A 15,788-nucleotide genomic window follows, 5' to 3' on the forward strand; every position below is an offset into this window, starting at 1 on the left:
CTGCGGCGCGATGAACAAAAACAAAGGCGTTACGGAACTTATTGAAGATCAGACACTCTAATTCGGTGCTTGCTCAAAGTGCGGTATTTTTAGAGTGGCGTTTCGATAACGCGTGGAATTTAGGTTTGGGGAGACATTACCTCGGATGAGCGAGCAGTTAACGGACCAGGTCCTGGTTGAACGGGTCCAGAAGGGAGATCAGAAAGCCTTTAACTTACTGGTGGTGCGCTACCAGCATAAGGTGGCGAGCCTGGTTTCCCGCTATGTACCGTCAGGTGATGTGCCTGATGTGGTGCAAGAGTCTTTTATTAAGGCCTATCGCGCGCTGGATTCGTTCCGGGGAGATAGTGCTTTTTATACCTGGCTGTACCGTATTGCGGTCAATACGGCAAAGAATTATCTGGTCGCTCAGGGCCGTCGTCCGCCTTCTAGTGATGTGGACGCAATCGACGCCGAAAACTTCGAAAGTGGCGGCGCATTGAAAGAAATTTCGAACCCTGAGAACTTAATGTTGTCAGAAGAACTGAGACAAATCGTTTTTCGCACGATCGAGTCGCTCCCGGAAGATTTACGCATGGCAATTACGTTACGGGAGCTGGATGGTCTGAGCTATGAAGAGATAGCCGCTATCATGGATTGTCCGGTCGGCACGGTACGTTCACGAATTTTCCGTGCGCGAGAAGCTATTGATAATAAAGTTCAACCGCTTATCAGGCGTTGACGATAGCGGGATACTGGAAAAGGTATTAGGCATGCAGAAAGAAAAACTTTCCGCTTTAATGGATGGTGAAACGGTGGATAGTGAGCTGCTCAACGAGCTGTCTCATTCTCCCGAAATGCAAGAGACCTGGGAGAGTTACCATCTCATTCGTGACACCCTTCGCGGTGACACCGGCGAGGTTCTCCATTTCGATATCTCAGCCCGCGTCATGGCGGCGATTGAGAATGAGCCTGTTCATCAGACCACTCCGCTGATTCCTGAAGCTCAACCCGCACCTCACCAGTGGCAGAAAATGCCATTCTGGCAAAAGGTGCGTCCGTGGGCCAGCCAGCTTACCCAAATGGGTGTGGCTGCATGCGTATCGCTTGCAGTTATCGTTGGCGTCCAGCACTATAATACTCAGTCTGAAACTAATCAGCAGCCAGAAGCGCCAGTGTTTAACACACTGCCGATGATGGGTAAAGCCAGCCCGGTAAGCCTGGGCGTACCGGCTGATGCTTCCGCCAGCGGCGGCCAGCAACAGCAGGTTCAGGAGCAGCGCCGTCGCATTAATGCGATGTTGCAGGATTACGAGTTGCAGCGTCGTCTGCACTCTGAACAGCTTCAGTTTGAGCAGGCGCAGACACAGCAAGCTGCTGTGCAGGTGCCCGGAAACCAAACTTTAGGAACGCAATCGCAGTAATGAAGCAACTTTGGTTCGCCATGTCTCTGATGGCGGGTAGCCTGTTCTTCTCTGCCAACGCCTCGGCTGATGTATCATCCGGGGCGTTGTTGCAGCAAATGAATCTGGCCAGCCAGTCACTCAATTACGAGTTGGCATTTATCAGCATCAATAAGCAGGGCGTCGAGTCGTTACGCTATCGCCATGCCCGTCTTGATAATCAGCCGCTCGCCCAGCTTTTACAGATGGATGGCCCGCGTCGGGAAGTTGTCCAGCGTGGTAACGAAATCAGCTATTTCGAACCCGGCCTGGAGCCTTTCACGCTCAATGGCGACTATATCGTTGATTCCCTGCCGTCACTCATTTACACCGACTTCAAACGGCTTGCCCCTTACTACGATTTTATTTCGGTAGGGCGTACGCGTATTGCGGACAGACTGTGTGAGGTGATCCGCGTTGTCGCCCGGGATGGAACGCGCTACAGCTATATTGTCTGGATTGACGCGGAAACCAAACTACCCATGCGTGTAGACCTGCTTGACCGTGACGGTGAAACGCTGGAACAGTTCCGCGTTATCTCCTTTAGCGTGAATAACCAGGTTGGCAACAGCATGCAGAATCTGGCTAAGGCCAGCCTGCCGCCGCTGCTTTCCGTTCCGGCAGGCGATTCCGTTAATTTCAACTGGGTACCTGCCTGGATCCCGCAAGGATTTAGCGAAGTGTCCAGCAGCCGTCGCCAGCTGCCAACGATTGAAACGCCGGTGGAATCACGCCTCTATTCCGATGGTTTGTTCAGCTTCTCGGTGAATATCAATCGCGCAACGGCAAACAGCACTGAACAAATTCTGCGTACCGGGCGCCGCACGGTGAGCACAACGGTACGCGATAATGCAGAGATCACCATTGTGGGGGAACTTCCTCCGCAAACGGCGAAGCGCATCTCCGACAGCATTAAATTCAGGGCCGCACAATGATCAAAGAATGGGCGACGGTAGTCTCGTGGCAAAACGGCATTGCGCTGGTGAGCTGCGATGTAAAAGCCTCATGCAATAGCTGCGCATCCCGAGCCGGTTGCGGCAGCCGCGTGCTGAATAAGCTCGGGCCGCAAACCTCGCACACGATTTCTGTGCCGAGCGAACAGCCGCTGATGGCCGGGCAGAAAGTTGAACTCGGCATCGCGGAAGGCAGTCTGCTCAGCTCCGCCATGCTGGTCTATCTCTCTCCGCTGCTCGGGCTGTTTATCATGGGCGGCGTTTTCCAGATGCTGTTTGGCACCGACGGTGCCGCCATGTGCGGTGCCGCATTAGGTGGTCTGGGGGGATTCTGGCTTGCCAAAGGCCTCTCCCCGACGCTTGCCGCGCGCGAGGAGTGGCAGCCTGTCATTCTCAGCGTTGGGCTGGCGCCAGACCAGCTTCGCGTTGAGACGCTCTCTTCTGAGGCCCGGTGATTCATCGGGCTTTGTCATTTTTACGTCTTAAAACAGAAAACGTCCTTTCTTCACGCTATACCTGGCGCTAAGTCCATTTCCAGGTAGCGGAGATGTAGTGTAGAATGCTGCGTTTTCGCACTGAAAAACGTCAGGCTAAGAACAGCGGCCTCCAGGAATTCGTAAGGCATAATTATTTAACTATATGAAGAACATACGTAACTTTTCGATCATTGCTCACATTGACCACGGTAAGTCGACGCTGTCTGACCGTATTATCCAGATTTGCGGTGGCCTGTCTGATCGTGAAATGGAAGCCCAGGTTCTGGACTCCATGGACCTGGAACGCGAACGCGGCATCACCATCAAGGCGCAGAGCGTCACGCTGGATTACAAGGCGGCTGATGGCGAAACCTATCAGCTGAACTTTATCGACACCCCAGGCCACGTTGACTTCTCCTATGAGGTTTCACGCTCGCTCGCGGCCTGTGAAGGCGCGCTGCTGGTAGTCGATGCCGGGCAGGGCGTAGAAGCCCAGACCCTGGCAAACTGCTACACCGCGATGGAAATGGATCTCGAAGTTGTGCCGGTTCTGAACAAGATTGACCTGCCAGCCGCCGATCCTGAGCGCGTCGCGGAAGAGATTGAAGATATTGTCGGCATTGACGCGACCGATGCCGTGCGCTGCTCTGCGAAAACCGGCGTCGGCGTGACCGACGTTCTGGAACGTCTGGTACGTGATATTCCGGCCCCGGAAGGCGATCCGGATGCCCCGCTGCAGGCGCTGATTATTGACTCCTGGTTCGATAACTATCTGGGCGTTGTCTCCCTGGTGCGTATTAAAAACGGCACCATGCGCAAAGGCGACAAAATCAAGGTTATGAGTACCGGACAGGTCTATAACGCCGACCGTCTGGGTATCTTCACGCCAAAACAGGTTGACCGTACCGAGCTGACATGCGGCGAGGTAGGCTGGCTGGTGTGCGCCATCAAAGACATCCTCGGTGCGCCGGTGGGCGATACCCTGACAGGTGCGCGTAACCCGGCAGAAAAAGCGCTGCCAGGCTTTAAAAAGGTGAAGCCGCAGGTTTACGCGGGCCTGTTCCCGGTCAGCTCTGACGACTACGAAAACTTCCGTGATGCGCTTGGCAAACTGAGCCTGAACGATGCCTCTCTGTTCTACGAGCCAGAAAGCTCAACGGCGCTGGGCTTCGGCTTCCGCTGCGGCTTCCTCGGCCTGCTGCACATGGAGATCATTCAGGAACGTCTGGAGCGTGAATACGATCTGGACCTCATCACCACCGCGCCGACGGTAGTGTATGAAGTTGAAACCACCTCGAAAGAAGTGATCTACGTCGACAGCCCGTCCAAGCTGCCCCCGCTGAACAATATTCACGAGCTGCGTGAGCCTATTGCCGAATGTCATATGCTGCTGCCGCAGGAATTCCTCGGTAACGTCATTACGCTGTGTATTGAGAAGCGCGGCGTGCAGACCAACATGGTTTACCACGGTAACCAGGTCGCACTGACCTACGAAATCCCGATGGCGGAAGTGGTACTCGACTTCTTCGACCGTCTGAAGTCCACCTCCCGTGGCTATGCGTCACTGGATTACAACTTCAAACGCTTCCAGGCCTCCAACATGGTGCGTGTGGACGTGCTGATCAACGGCGAGCGTGTGGATGCGCTGGCGCTGATCACCCACAACGACAATGCGCCATACCGTGGCCGCGAGCTGGTTGAGAAGATGAAAGATCTGATCCCGCGTCAGCAGTTCGATATCGCGATTCAGGCGGCCATTGGCAACCACATTATCGCGCGTTCTACCGTGAAACAGCTGCGTAAAAACGTTCTGGCGAAGTGCTATGGCGGTGACGTCAGCCGTAAGAAAAAGCTGCTGCAGAAGCAGAAAGAAGGTAAGAAGCGTATGAAGCAGGTCGGTAACGTCGAGCTGCCGCAGGAAGCATTCCTTGCCATCCTTCATGTTGGTAAAGACGGCAAATAACCCTAAGGAGTTGGCATGGCGAACATGTTTGCCCTGATCCTGGTCATTGCTACCCTGGTGACAGGTCTGCTGTGGTGTCTGGATAAGTTTATCTTCGCCCCAAAACGTCGTGAACGTCAGGCTGCCGCACAGGTAGCCACTGGCGATGGTATTGACGCGAAAACCCTGAAGAAAGTCGGTCCGAAACCGGGCTGGCTGGAAACGGGTGCCTCGGTGTTTCCGGTGCTGGCGATTGTGCTGGTGGTACGTTCGTTTATTTACGAACCGTTCCAGATCCCATCAGGTTCAATGATGCCAACGCTGCTGATTGGTGATTTTATTCTGGTAGAGAAGTTTGCCTACGGCATTAAAGATCCGATCTACCAGAAAACGCTGATCGAGACCGGTCATCCGAAACGTGGCGACATCGTGGTGTTCAAATATCCGGAAGATCCGCGCCTGGACTACATCAAGCGCGCGGTAGGTCTGCCGGGTGACAAAGTGACTTACGATCCGGTTGCGAAAGAAGTCACCGTTCAGCCAGGCTGCAGCTCCGGTACCGCATGTGAAAACGCGCTGCCAATCACTTACTCGAACGTTGAGCCAAGTGATTTTGTGCAGACCTTTGCCCGTCACAACGGCGGCGAAGCGAGCAGCGGATTCTTCCAGGTACCGAAAGGCGAAACCAAAGATAACGGTATTCGTCTGGTTGAGCGCAAAGAGACGCTGGGTGACGTGACGCACCGTATCCTCACCGTGCCAATCGCGCAGGATCAAGTGGGTATGTACTATCGTCAGCCGGGCCAGCAGCTGGCAAGCTGGATTGTACCGCCAGGCCATTACTTCATGATGGGTGACAACCGCGATAATTCTGCGGACAGCCGTTACTGGGGCTTTGTGCCGGAAGCGAATCTGGTGGGTAAAGCGACCGCAATCTGGATGAGTTTTGAGAAGCAGGAAGGCGAATGGCCGACCGGCGTACGCCTGACTCGTATTGGCGGAATCCATTAATTCTCACTAAATGAACGTGTAGCCGCGAATTAACGCGGCTACACGAATTATTTCACCGATAAATCTCTTCGAACTAACGACATCCCCTGTCGTTGTGTATAGAATATTCCCCCGAAGTTTAAGGTTGGCCCTGCAAGGGTGCCACGGCACACGAAACCGCGTTGGTTTTCTCAGGTCGGTTTCGTGTGCTGCATTTTTGACGCATTCATTTATTGGTATCGCATGAACCCCATCGTAATTAATCGGCTTCAACGGAAGCTGGGCTACACTTTTCATCATCAGGAGTTGTTGCAACAGGCATTAACCCACCGCAGTGCCAGCAGCAAACATAATGAGCGTCTCGAGTTTTTAGGCGACTCTATTTTAAGTTTCGTGATTGCGAATGCGCTTTATCATCGTTTCCCGCGCGTGGATGAAGGTGATATGAGCCGCATGCGTGCCATGCTGGTTCGGGGTAATACCCTTGCGGAAATCGCGCGCGAATTTGAGCTGGGCGAATGTCTGCGTCTTGGGCCGGGTGAACTGAAAAGCGGCGGCTTCCGTCGTGAATCTATTCTTGCCGATACGGTCGAAGCATTAATTGGTGGTGTGTTCCTGGACAGCGATATCCAGACCGTCGAAAAGCTGATCCTGAACTGGTATCAGACCCGTCTGGACGAAATCAGCCCGGGCGATAAACAAAAAGATCCCAAAACGCGTCTGCAGGAATATTTGCAGGGCCGTCATCTGCCGCTGCCATCTTATCTGGTGGTGCAGGTTCGTGGCGAAGCGCACGATCAGGAATTTACCATCCATTGCCAGGTCAGTGGCCTGAGTGAACCGGTGGTGGGCACAGGTTCAAGCCGTCGTAAGGCTGAACAGGCTGCCGCCGAACAGGCGTTAAAAATGCTGGAGCTGGAATGAGCGAAGAAAAGACCTATTGCGGATTTATTGCCATCGTCGGACGTCCGAACGTCGGCAAATCCACCCTGTTGAATAATCTGCTTGGGCAGAAGATTTCTATCACCTCGCGTAAGGCGCAGACCACGCGTCACCGCATCGTCGGTATCCATACTGAAGGCGCGTATCAGGCGATCTACGTCGATACCCCGGGCCTGCACATGGAAGAGAAGCGTGCCATCAACCGTCTGATGAACAAGGCGGCGAGCAGCTCGATTGGCGACGTGGAGCTGGTGATTTTCGTTGTGGAAGGCACCCGCTGGACGCCGGACGACGAGATGGTGCTGAACAAGCTGCGCGACGGCAAAACGCCGGTCATCCTCGCCGTCAACAAAGTGGACAACGTGCAGGAAAAGGCCGATCTGCTGCCGCATCTGCAGTGGCTCGGTAGCCAGATGAACTTCCTCGACATCGTTCCGCTGTCTGCGGAGACGGGTCTGAACGTGGATACCATCGCGGGCATCGTGCGCAAACATCTGCCGGAAGCGATTCATCACTTCCCGGAAGAGTACATCACCGATCGCTCTCAGCGCTTTATGGCGTCTGAAATTATCCGTGAAAAGCTGATGCGTTTCCTGGGCGCTGAGCTGCCGTACTCTGTGACGGTGGAGATCGAGCGTTTCCAGAGCAACGAGCGTGGCGGCTACGACATCAACGGCCTGATCCTCGTTGAGCGTGAAGGGCAGAAGAAGATGGTGATCGGCAATAAAGGCGCCAAGATCAAAACCATCGGTATCGAAGCCCGAAAGGACATGCAGGAGATGTTCGAAGCGCCGGTTCACCTTGAACTGTGGGTGAAAGTGAAATCTGGCTGGGCCGATGATGAGCGTGCTCTGCGCAGCCTCGGTTACGGCGAAGACCAGTAACACAAGACGACGAGCATATGGATGGATGGCAGCGCGCCTTTGTCCTGCATAGTCGTCCCTGGAGCGAAACCAGCCTGATGCTGGACGTCTTCACGGAAGAGTCGGGCCGCGTGCGCCTGGTTGCAAAAGGCGCACGTTCCAAACGTTCTAACCTGAAAGGTGCCTTACAGCCTTTCACGCCGTTGCTGGTCCGCTTTGGTGGGCGAGGGGAAGTCAAAACCCTGCGCAGCGCCGAAGCCGTCTCCCTGGCGCTTCCTCTCTCCGGCATCACGCTCTACAGCGGTCTGTATGTCAATGAACTCATCTCACGCGTTCTTGAACATGAGACCCGCTTCTCTGAACTTTTCTTTGATTATCTGCACTGTATCCAGGCGCTGGCTGGCGCAACCGGTACGCCCGAGCCTGCGCTGCGGCGTTTTGAGCTGGCGCTGTTGGGCCATCTTGGGTACGGGGTCGATTTTCTGCACTGTGCGGGCAGCGGTGACGAAGTGGAAGACACCATGACCTACCGCTACCGTGAAGAAAAAGGCTTCATTGCCAGCGTCGTGATCGACAACAGCACCTTTACCGGGCGTCAGCTCCGGGCGCTTTATGAGCGCGAGTTTCCCGATCAGGATACCCTGCGCGCAGCAAAACGCTTTACCCGGATTGCCCTCAAGCCGTATCTTGGCGGCAAGCCCTTAAAGAGCCGCGAATTATTCAGGCAGTTTGTGCCGAAACGTTAGACCACAGAATCGAAAAGAAAACCGAGGATTGTCATGGCTGAATTACTGTTAGGCGTCAACATCGATCACATCGCCACGCTGCGTAATGCGCGCGGCACGGCGTATCCCGATCCGGTTCAGGCGGCGTTTATCGCTGAACAGGCTGGCGCCGACGGCATTACCGTTCACCTGCGTGAAGACCGTCGCCACATCACTGACCGCGACGTTCGCATTCTGCGTCAGACGCTGGACACCCGTATGAATCTGGAGATGGCAGTCACCGAAGAGATGCTGGCGATTGCCTGTGAGACCCAGCCGCACTTCTGCTGCCTGGTGCCGGAAAAACGCCAGGAAGTCACGACCGAAGGCGGTCTGGACGTGGCCGGCCAGCTCGACAAAATGCGCGATGCCTGCAAGCGCCTGGCAGATGCCGGTATCCTTGTTTCGCTGTTTATTGACGCCGACTTCACCCAGATTAAAGCGGCAGCCGACGTGGGCGCGCCGTATATCGAAATTCACACCGGCTGCTATGCCGATGCCAAAAACGATGCCGAGCAGGCGAAAGAGCTGGAGCGTATTGCTAAAGCGGCCACCTACGCGGCGAGCCTGGGTCTGAAGGTCAATGCCGGTCACGGCCTGACCTACCATAACGTGAAGGCCATTGCCGCCATCCCGGAAATGCACGAGCTGAACATCGGTCACGCGATCATTGGCCGCGCGGTAATGAGCGGCCTGAAAGAGGCGGTCGCCGAGATGAAACGCCTGATGCTGGAAGCGCGTCAGTAATGGCCATTCTGGGCTTAGGCACCGATATCGTTGAAATAGCCCGCATTGAAGCGGTGATCGCCCGCAGCGGCGATCGCCTCGCAAGGCGCGTGCTGAGCGATAACGAATGGGCCATCTGGGAAGCGCATCAGCAGCCGGTGCGTTTTCTGGCGAAGCGTTTTGCGGTAAAAGAGGCGGCCGCCAAAGCCTTCGGGACCGGCATTCGTAACGGTCTGGCGTTCAACCAGTTTGAAGTGTTTAACGATGAGCTGGGTAAGCCAAGCCTGCGCTTATGGGGCGAGGCGCAAAAGCTGGCCGAGAAGCTGGGCGTGAATCACATGCACGTGACGATCGCGGATGAGCGTCACTATGCCAGCGCAACGGTGATCATCGAAAGTTAAAGTTTGTCCGCGTGGTGCATCAGGACAAACTTATCCCACAGCTGCTCTTCGCTCTCGACGTGTGCCGGATCCTTCAGGATGGTATTGGGGATCGGGCACACTTTCTGACAGGTCGGCGTCTCATAGTGGCCGATGCATTCGGTGCAGCGGTCGCTGTTAATCTCATAAATGCTGTCGCCCATCGAAATGGCCTGGTTCGGGCATTCGGGCTCGCACATATCGCAATTAATGCATTTTTTGGTAATTAACAGCGCCATCAGGAAATTCTCAGAAACAACACAAACTGGGCGGGCATTATACGCGTCAAACCAGTTTCTTTACCAGTTCTTCGCTGTGGCGAATGCGCTCGGGCGCACGCTCCAGATCCTGCTGCACCAGTGCCATAAACAGCAGGTCCGTCAGCATCATTTGTGCGCTGGTGGACGAGATAGCCGCGCTGCGCGTGGCCTGTTCCTCGGCAATGGTATATAAACAGCGCGTGGCCCGCTGCTGTAGGGCATTCGGCGTAAAACCGGTGATCGCCAGAATTTTACCGCCGACGCGCAGGACTTCGTCGGTGGCCATGTTGATCTCACGGCGCTCGCCGGAATAGGAGATCGCCAGCAGCAGATCGTCAGGATCCATCGCCTGTACGGTCGCCAGCAGGGCGTGCATATCCTGCTCGACGATGGCGTTAAGGCCAATTTTTGTCAGCTTCCAGCCAAAGTTACGCGCCACAAGTCCGGACGCGCCGATGCCGGTCAGAACGATCCGCCGCGCGCCGCGCAGCATCGCCACGCTCTCCAGCAGCTTCTCTTCCGTATTCACATCGAGCGTCGCATGCATGGCCGCCACGTTCTCTTTGATCAGCTTTTCGCCGACCAGCCGCATCGGATCGTCTCCGCGGATCTGATTATGCACCGGCATGGACTGCGGGTTAGGGTTACTGACCAGCGCTTCACTGATCGCCAGCTTGAGGGCAGGGAATCCCTTAAAGCCAATCTTCTGCGCAAATTTCACCACGCTGGACTGGCTCACCCCGGCTTCACTCGCCAGCTGCTGCGAGCTGAGATGGCGCGCGCGATCGGGTTGAGAAAGCAGAAAATCCGCCAGCTTCTTGTCGCTTTGGGCAAAGCCTGCGTAGCGCTGGCGAATGCGAATTAAACAGTTCATACGGTCTCCTGGCGAAAATGTGATTATCTGCGCAAATACGGATTTTGCTCGCCTGAATGAATTTTATATTCCATTATAGTGTGATTATTATGAATTAAAAATTCTTGAGGTACAAAAATGAATCTTGGCTCACTTGTTTCTGAAACACGTAACCCGCAAACCATGGATCTGGATGCGCTCTCCACCCTGGAGCTGGTTAACCGCTTTAATCAACAGGATACGCTGGTCGCGCAGGCTGTGAAAGAGACATTACCAGAGGTGGCGAAAGCGGTCGATGCGGCTGCGGAAGCTCTTAAGGCCGGTGGACGCATTATTTACATGGGGGCGGGGACCAGCGGGCGTTTAGGGGTCCTGGACGCGTCAGAATGTCCGCCAACCTTTGGGGTCCCGCATGGTCTGGTAGTTGGGCTGATCGCCGGTGGCCCCGGTGCGCTGCTGAAAGCCGTTGAAGGGGCGGAAGACAACAAACAGCTGGGTGAGGATGACCTGAAGGATCTTAATCTGACCGCGAAGGATCTGGTGGTCGGGCTGGCGGCATCCGGGCGCACGCCGTACGTGATTGGCGGGCTGGAATACGCCAACCAGACCGGCTGCACGACGGTCGCCATCTCCTGCAACCCTGGCTCACCGATTGCGCAGGTGGCCGCTATTGCTATCTCGCCAGTTGTCGGGCCGGAAGCGCTCACCGGCTCCACGCGCCTGAAATCCGGGACCGCGCAAAAGCTGGTGCTCAATATGATCTCCACCGGCGCGATGGTGAAGTTCGGCAAGGTGTATCAGAACCTGATGGTGGATATGCAGGCCACCAACGTCAAGCTGGTGGACAGAGCCTGCCGCATGGTGATGGAGGCGACGGGCGCAGGCCGCGAAGAGGCGGAAGCGGTACTCAAACAGACCGATCACGATGTTAAACCGGCCATTTTGATGATCTTAAGCGGGCTGGATGCGGCGGCCGCAAGAGCCAAACTCGATGCGCATAACGGTTTCTTACGGGCGGCATTAGAACACTAACAGAGGCGTGTATGGACAAAACAGCAGCGCTCGCCAGCGGTATCCTGCGGGGGATTGGTGGGGAACAAAATATTCAGCGTCTCGAAAACTGCATGACGCGCGTGCGCGTCGAGGTGCATGACGACGACCAGCTTGACGTGCCGGGTCTGAAGCAGCTTTCCGGCGTCAGCGGCTACGTGAAGCAGGGGCAGCAGCACCAGCTGATCGTCGGCCCAGGGAAAGCGGCGCAGGTTGTCGATGCCATGCGCGCGCTGATGGGCGTGAGTGCGAGCGTATCGATTGACGATGCTGAGCGCACCAAAGTCCAGGCAAAGGCGAAATACAAAGCCCCGATGAGCGATGCGCTGCGACAGCTGGCAAATGTCTTTATTCCGCTGATCCCGGCGTTTATTGCCTCAGGCCTGATCACCGGGATCATCAATATCCTCAAGCGGCCGGATATTGTGGGGGATTTCGCCACGCAGTATCCGAACCTGCTGGGGATTCTCGGGATCTTCGGCAGCGCGGTGTTCACCATCATGAACATTCTGGTCGGGGTGAATACCGCGAAGGTGTTTGGCGGATCGCTGGCGATGGGCGGGGTGATGGCGGGCATCTTGTCCAGCCCGCAGCTGGCGCAGATCACGCTGTTTGGTGAGGCGCTCCAGCCGGGCCGCGGCGGGGTGATCGCGGTGCTGCTGGTGGTCATCCTGATGTGCTGGATCGAGAAACGGCTGCGCGCGGTTCTGCCAGGCTCCATCGAGCTGATTCTCAACCCGCTGCTGACCACGCTGATTACCGGTAGCGTAGCGATTGTGGCCCTCCAGCCGTTAGGCGGGTGGATCTCTGAGGCCATTGCCCACGGTGCGTCGCTGGCGATTGATCGCGGCGGCCTGTTAGTGGGCGCGGTGCTGTCGGGTACTTTCCTGCCGCTGGTGCTGACCGGCCTGCATCAGGGGCTGGTACCGATCCACGTCGAGCTGGTGCAGGCGCACGGCTATAACGCGCTGCTGCCTATCCTGTCGATGGCGGGTGTAGGGCAGGTCGGTGCGGCAATTGCGGTACTGATGAAAACCCGCAACGCGCGTCTGAAAAAAATGATTAAAGGCGCACTCCCGGTCGGACTGCTCGGCATTGGCGAGCCGCTGATTTTCGGCGTTACGCTGCCGCTGGGTAAACCGTTCCTCGCGGCCTGTCTGGGCGGCGCGGTAGGCGGGGCGCTGATCAGCTACTGGAAAGTTGCCACCGTCATCACCTTTGGTCTCTCGGGGTTACCGCTGGCATTAACCATCGTGACCGGAAAAGTGGTGCTCTATCTGTTAGGCTATTTAGTAGCGGTGATCGCCGGGTTCCTGTTTACCTGGCTGTTAGGTTTCAACGACCCAGAGGAGTAAGGTTTGGCAAATCACGGGCGTCGCGTTGTCTTTTTCGACCTGGATGGCACGCTGCATCAGCAGGATATGTTTGGTACGTTTATGCGTTACCTGCTGCGGCGTCAGCCTCTGAATGCGCTGCTCGTGCTACCGCTCTTACCTGTTATCGGGATCGCGCTGCTGGTGAAAGGCCGTGCGGCGCGATGGCCGATGAGCCTGCTGCTGTGGGGATGTACGTTTGGGCACAGCGAAGCGCGGCTTAAACAGCTCGAGCAGGATTTTGCGCAGTGGTTCCGCGGCCACGTTGCCGCATTCCCGGTGGTGCAGGCGCGCCTGACCGGCTATCTCGACGCGAACGATGCCGACATCTGGCTGATTACCGGCTCCCCGCAGACGCTGGTGGAGCAGGTCTACTTTGATACCCCCTGGCTTCCGCGCGTAAATCTTATCGCCACGCAAATTGCCCGCGGTTACGGCGGTTGGGTGCTGACGATGCGCTGCCTGGGGCATGAAAAAGTGGTCCAGCTGGAAAAACGTATCGGCACGCCACTGCGCCTGTACAGCGGCTACAGCGACAGCAAGCAGGACAACCCGCTGCTCTATTTTTGCCAGCATCGCTGGCGCGTCACGCCATCAGGTGAACTTCAGCAACTCGAATAGTCTTATCCATAAGGGGTGTGTATAATGCCGCCCGCTTTTCGACTGGAGTATCAACCGTTGTCCAACCCTGAATTCTCACATGAATACTGGATGCGCCACGCGCTAACGCTCGCTCAGCGTGCCTGGGACGAGGGCGAAGTGCCCGTGGGCGCCGTGCTGGTCCATAATAACCAGGTGATTGGTGAAGGGTGGAACCGTCCCATTGGCCGCCACGATCCGACGGCGCACGCCGAAATCATGGCGCTTCGTCAGGGCGGTCTGGTGCTGCAAAACTATCGCCTGCTTGATACCACGCTGTATGTGACGCTGGAGCCGTGCGTGATGTGCTCCGGGGCGATGGTACACAGCCGGATCGGAACTCTGGTCTTCGGTGCGCGAGATGAAAAAACCGGTGCGGCCGGTTCGCTGATGGACGTGCTGGGTCACCCGGGGATGAACCACCAGGTGAAGACTATCGGCGGGGTGCTTGCACCAGAGTGTTCGGGGCTATTAAGCGATTTCTTTCGAATGCGCCGTCAGCAGAAAAAGCAGCAAAAGGCAGAATTGAAGCCGACGGACGGTTAAGCTCGTCCGGCGCCACGACAGGGTAGCTTTGGGCCAGCCGTTTGGCCTCTGTCGCCTCTTTCTCTTTCTCCAGCAGATAACCGACCAGGCTGATCTGATATTTACGGATATTTTCCACGTAGGCGTAGGCTTCATGCCCACGCGCGTAGCCGTACGTCAGCTTGTTATACCATGGCTTCTGGCTCAGCAGCGGCAGGCGCTGCTTTACGTCTGACCAGCTGTCCGGGTTGCCTTTCGTTTTGGCCGTCAGCGCTCGCGCATCCAGCATATGCGCATAGCCCATATTGTAGGCCGCCAGCGCGAACCAGATCCGCTCCTCTTCCGGCACCGTTTCCGGGACTTTGGCCATCATATCCTGCAGGTAGCGCGCGCCGCCGCTGATGCTCTGTTCCGCATCGGTACGGTCATTGACGCCGAGGCTCAGCGCGGTATTTTTAGTTAACATCATCAAACCACGTACGCCAGTCGGAGACGTGGCCTGGGTATCCCAGTGGGATTCCTGATAAGAAATAGCCGCCAGCAGTTTCCAGTCAATTTCCTGGGCGTATTTTTCGAACAGCGGCTGCAGGTCCGGCAGGACGCTGTCTACCGCACGCAGGAAGCTGCGGGTATCAACGTAGTCAAAGTCATCACCATGCCCGAGGTACTTCTCCTCCAGGCGCGCCAGCGTACCGTCTTCATTCATGGTGTTGAAGAAATCGAGCATCGCGGCAGAGAGGGTCTGATCGTCATCGAGCTGAGTAAACCAGGTCACAGGCTGCTCGTCGGTGACGTCCAGCGCCACGGCGATTTCTGGATGTACCCGCTGGAACAGGCTGATCGCGACCGAATCGGCGATGGTGTAAGGGACTTTCTGATCTTTTACCTGCTCCAGCAGCTCCGTCGTGCCGAGTTTCGCATCCACCGTCCAGCTCAGGTCGGGATATTTCTTCTCCTTGAGCTCGCGCAGATCGTCAATTACCACGTGACCGGGGGCAATCGTCAGCTGCCGATCGTTAATCGACGCCAGCGAGCGCGGGCGCAGGCTCCCGACGCGGTAAACCAGCTGCTGCGAAACGGAGTAGTAGGTCGGGCCTGGCTGATAGTTTTTGCTGCGCTCGCTGTTATACACCAGCCCGGCGGCCAGCATATCGGCATCGTCGTTATCGAGGTCGTCAAACAGCTGGTTGATATTCTGGCGGACGGTGATTTTTAGCTTCACGCCAAGATAATCGGCGAACTGTTGTGCCAGTTCATAATCCAGCCCAATGATTTTGCCGTTGATGTCGCTGTAAATCAGCGGAGAGTTGAGGGTACTGACGCGCAATTCCCCCCGCTCCTGAATGGCGGCAATACGGTTTTCGGCTTTGCCGATCCAGGGGATGGAAGGCCAGAGGGCCACTGCCAACAGCAACGTTACAATGCCGATGAGCAGATAATTAATCTTTAATTTTTTCAATTAGTTAATTCTCTGCGACGCCGGTTGCCTCAGTCTGCTGTAGCCATGTTAACAATAAGGTTTGCCATTGAATGAGCGGCATTTTGCGTAAACTTGCGCCACTTGGCAACCAATTAGAGAGACAGGTCACATC

Annotated in this window: 19 protein-coding genes; 16 read left to right on the plus strand and 3 right to left on the minus strand. The window is 56.1% G+C overall.

Annotated features, from left to right (window positions below; all coding sequences use genetic code 11):
• Positions 1-65: 65 nt before the first annotated feature.
• From rseD to acpS, 12 genes are all read left to right on the plus strand, one after another.
• A complete protein-coding gene (rseD, locus tag HMPREF3143_RS26470) occupies positions 66-149 on the plus strand; it encodes a rpoE leader peptide RseD (protein ID WP_223605340.1) in 84 nt (27 codons plus the stop codon).
• Positions 146-721 (plus strand): RNA polymerase sigma factor RpoE, encoded by a 576-nt coding sequence (rpoE, locus tag HMPREF3143_RS13820; protein ID WP_006176728.1) that lies wholly within the window; start codon positions 146-148, stop codon positions 719-721. Before rseD ends, rpoE begins: the two co-directional genes overlap by 4 nt.
• Before the next feature lie 31 nt (positions 722-752).
• Positions 753-1,403 carry an anti-sigma-E factor RseA gene (gene rseA, locus HMPREF3143_RS13825; RefSeq protein ID WP_008502186.1) on the plus strand — a complete coding sequence of 217 codons (651 nt, stop codon included), beginning with the start codon at positions 753-755 and terminating at the stop codon, positions 1,401-1,403.
• Positions 1,403-2,356: a sigma-E factor regulatory protein RseB gene (gene rseB, locus HMPREF3143_RS13830; RefSeq protein WP_008502185.1), complete on the plus strand. Its 954-nt coding sequence runs from the start codon at positions 1,403-1,405 to the stop codon at positions 2,354-2,356. The genes rseA and rseB overlap by 1 nt, the downstream gene beginning before the upstream one ends.
• Positions 2,353-2,829 carry a SoxR-reducing system protein RseC gene (gene rseC / locus HMPREF3143_RS13835; RefSeq protein ID WP_008502184.1) on the plus strand — a complete coding sequence of 159 codons (477 nt, stop codon included), beginning with the start codon at positions 2,353-2,355 and terminating at the stop codon, positions 2,827-2,829. The genes rseB and rseC overlap by 4 nt, the downstream gene beginning before the upstream one ends.
• A 184-nt stretch (positions 2,830-3,013) precedes the next feature.
• Positions 3,014-4,813 (plus strand): translation elongation factor 4, encoded by a 1,800-nt coding sequence (gene lepA, locus HMPREF3143_RS13840; RefSeq protein ID WP_008502183.1) that lies wholly within the window; start codon positions 3,014-3,016, stop codon positions 4,811-4,813.
• Positions 4,814-4,828: 15 nt separating this feature from the next.
• Positions 4,829-5,803, plus strand: coding sequence for a signal peptidase I (lepB, locus tag HMPREF3143_RS13845; protein ID WP_070533390.1), 975 nt, complete (start codon positions 4,829-4,831; stop codon positions 5,801-5,803).
• 222 nt (positions 5,804-6,025) lie between these two features.
• Positions 6,026-6,706 carry a ribonuclease III gene (gene rnc / locus HMPREF3143_RS13850; RefSeq protein ID WP_070533495.1) on the plus strand — a complete coding sequence of 227 codons (681 nt, stop codon included), beginning with the start codon at positions 6,026-6,028 and terminating at the stop codon, positions 6,704-6,706.
• Positions 6,703-7,608, plus strand: coding sequence for a GTPase Era (era, locus tag HMPREF3143_RS13855; protein WP_008502181.1), 906 nt, complete (start codon positions 6,703-6,705; stop codon positions 7,606-7,608). The genes rnc and era overlap by 4 nt, the downstream gene beginning before the upstream one ends.
• 17 nt (positions 7,609-7,625) lie before the next feature.
• Complete coding sequence (gene recO / locus HMPREF3143_RS13860) at positions 7,626-8,333, plus strand: DNA repair protein RecO (RefSeq protein ID WP_008502180.1); 708 nt, start codon at positions 7,626-7,628, stop codon at positions 8,331-8,333.
• A 33-nt stretch (positions 8,334-8,366) separates the two neighbouring features.
• A complete protein-coding gene (pdxJ, locus tag HMPREF3143_RS13865) occupies positions 8,367-9,098 on the plus strand; it encodes a pyridoxine 5'-phosphate synthase (RefSeq protein WP_008502179.1) in 732 nt (243 codons plus the stop codon).
• Positions 9,098-9,478 (plus strand): holo-ACP synthase, encoded by a 381-nt coding sequence (acpS, locus tag HMPREF3143_RS13870; RefSeq protein ID WP_023294331.1) that lies wholly within the window; start codon positions 9,098-9,100, stop codon positions 9,476-9,478. Before pdxJ ends, acpS begins: the two co-directional genes overlap by 1 nt.
• Here acpS and HMPREF3143_RS13875 read toward each other — a convergent pair.
• Together HMPREF3143_RS13875 and HMPREF3143_RS13880 are read right to left on the minus strand one after the other, a co-directional pair.
• Entirely contained in the window at positions 9,475-9,735 is a 261-nt protein-coding gene (locus HMPREF3143_RS13875; protein WP_008502177.1) for a YfhL family 4Fe-4S dicluster ferredoxin, read from the minus strand. The genes acpS and HMPREF3143_RS13875 overlap by 4 nt on opposite strands.
• Before the next feature lie 46 nt (positions 9,736-9,781).
• Positions 9,782-10,630 (minus strand): MurR/RpiR family transcriptional regulator, encoded by an 849-nt coding sequence (locus tag HMPREF3143_RS13880; protein WP_008502176.1) that lies wholly within the window; start codon positions 10,628-10,630, stop codon positions 9,782-9,784.
• A gap of 117 nt (positions 10,631-10,747) precedes the next feature.
• Here HMPREF3143_RS13880 and murQ point away from each other — a divergent pair, with 117 nt between their 5' ends.
• Genes murQ through tadA form a run of 4 tightly spaced genes read left to right on the plus strand, consistent with a single transcriptional unit; the run spans position 10,748 to position 14,217 of the window.
• On the plus strand, positions 10,748-11,641 hold the full coding sequence (gene murQ, locus HMPREF3143_RS13885; protein ID WP_021241879.1) for an N-acetylmuramic acid 6-phosphate etherase: 894 nt from the start codon (positions 10,748-10,750) through the stop codon (positions 11,639-11,641).
• Positions 11,642-11,652: 11 nt separating this feature from the next.
• The gene (locus HMPREF3143_RS13890) at positions 11,653-13,014 is read left to right on the plus strand and encodes a PTS transporter subunit EIIC (RefSeq protein ID WP_070533394.1); all 1,362 of its coding nucleotides are present in this window, start codon (positions 11,653-11,655) and stop codon (positions 13,012-13,014) included.
• Between the two features lie 3 nt (positions 13,015-13,017).
• The gene (gene yfhb, locus HMPREF3143_RS13895; RefSeq protein ID WP_021241877.1) at positions 13,018-13,653 is read left to right on the plus strand and encodes a phosphatidylglycerophosphatase C; all 636 of its coding nucleotides are present in this window, start codon (positions 13,018-13,020) and stop codon (positions 13,651-13,653) included.
• A gap of 24 nt (positions 13,654-13,677) precedes the next feature.
• The gene (gene tadA / locus HMPREF3143_RS13900) at positions 13,678-14,217 is read left to right on the plus strand and encodes a tRNA adenosine(34) deaminase TadA (RefSeq protein WP_008502172.1); all 540 of its coding nucleotides are present in this window, start codon (positions 13,678-13,680) and stop codon (positions 14,215-14,217) included.
• On the opposite strand, the gene mltF is transcribed toward tadA, so the two are convergent.
• Complete coding sequence (gene mltF, locus HMPREF3143_RS13905; protein ID WP_021241875.1) at positions 14,105-15,655, minus strand: membrane-bound lytic murein transglycosylase MltF; 1,551 nt, start codon at positions 15,653-15,655, stop codon at positions 14,105-14,107. The two genes, tadA and mltF, sit on opposite strands and share 113 nt — an antisense overlap.
• Positions 15,656-15,788: the final 133 nt, after the last annotated feature.

It is taken from the genome of Enterobacter sp. HMSC16D10 (assembly GCF_001807145.1).
GTDB classification, from domain to species: domain Bacteria; phylum Pseudomonadota; class Gammaproteobacteria; order Enterobacterales; family Enterobacteriaceae; genus Enterobacter; species Enterobacter roggenkampii.

What these genes read in the sequence shown, in the direction of transcription:
- rpoE (WP_006176728.1), top strand. Translation starts at nt 146, where the DNA reads ATGAGCGAGCAGTTAACGGACCAGGTCCTGGTTGAACGGGTCCAGAAG.
- rseA (WP_008502186.1), top strand. Translation starts at nt 753, where the DNA reads ATGCAGAAAGAAAAACTTTCCGCTTTAATGGATGGTGAAACGGTGGAT.
- rseB (WP_008502185.1), top strand. Translation starts at nt 1,403, where the DNA reads ATGAAGCAACTTTGGTTCGCCATGTCTCTGATGGCGGGTAGCCTGTTC.
- rseC (WP_008502184.1), top strand. Translation starts at nt 2,353, where the DNA reads ATGATCAAAGAATGGGCGACGGTAGTCTCGTGGCAAAACGGCATTGCG.
- lepA (WP_008502183.1), top strand. Translation starts at nt 3,014, where the DNA reads ATGAAGAACATACGTAACTTTTCGATCATTGCTCACATTGACCACGGT.
- lepB (WP_070533390.1), top strand. Translation starts at nt 4,829, where the DNA reads ATGGCGAACATGTTTGCCCTGATCCTGGTCATTGCTACCCTGGTGACA.
- rnc (WP_070533495.1), top strand. Translation starts at nt 6,026, where the DNA reads ATGAACCCCATCGTAATTAATCGGCTTCAACGGAAGCTGGGCTACACT.
- era (WP_008502181.1), top strand. Translation starts at nt 6,703, where the DNA reads ATGAGCGAAGAAAAGACCTATTGCGGATTTATTGCCATCGTCGGACGT.
- recO (WP_008502180.1), top strand. Translation starts at nt 7,626, where the DNA reads ATGGATGGATGGCAGCGCGCCTTTGTCCTGCATAGTCGTCCCTGGAGC.
- pdxJ (WP_008502179.1), top strand. Translation starts at nt 8,367, where the DNA reads ATGGCTGAATTACTGTTAGGCGTCAACATCGATCACATCGCCACGCTG.
- acpS (WP_023294331.1), top strand. Translation starts at nt 9,098, where the DNA reads ATGGCCATTCTGGGCTTAGGCACCGATATCGTTGAAATAGCCCGCATT.
- HMPREF3143_RS13875 (WP_008502177.1), bottom strand. Translation starts at nt 9,735, where the DNA reads ATGGCGCTGTTAATTACCAAAAAATGCATTAATTGCGATATGTGCGAG.
- HMPREF3143_RS13880 (WP_008502176.1), bottom strand. Translation starts at nt 10,630, where the DNA reads ATGAACTGTTTAATTCGCATTCGCCAGCGCTACGCAGGCTTTGCCCAA.
- murQ (WP_021241879.1), top strand. Translation starts at nt 10,748, where the DNA reads ATGAATCTTGGCTCACTTGTTTCTGAAACACGTAACCCGCAAACCATG.
- HMPREF3143_RS13890 (WP_070533394.1), top strand. Translation starts at nt 11,653, where the DNA reads ATGGACAAAACAGCAGCGCTCGCCAGCGGTATCCTGCGGGGGATTGGT.
- tadA (WP_008502172.1), top strand. Translation starts at nt 13,678, where the DNA reads ATGCCGCCCGCTTTTCGACTGGAGTATCAACCGTTGTCCAACCCTGAA.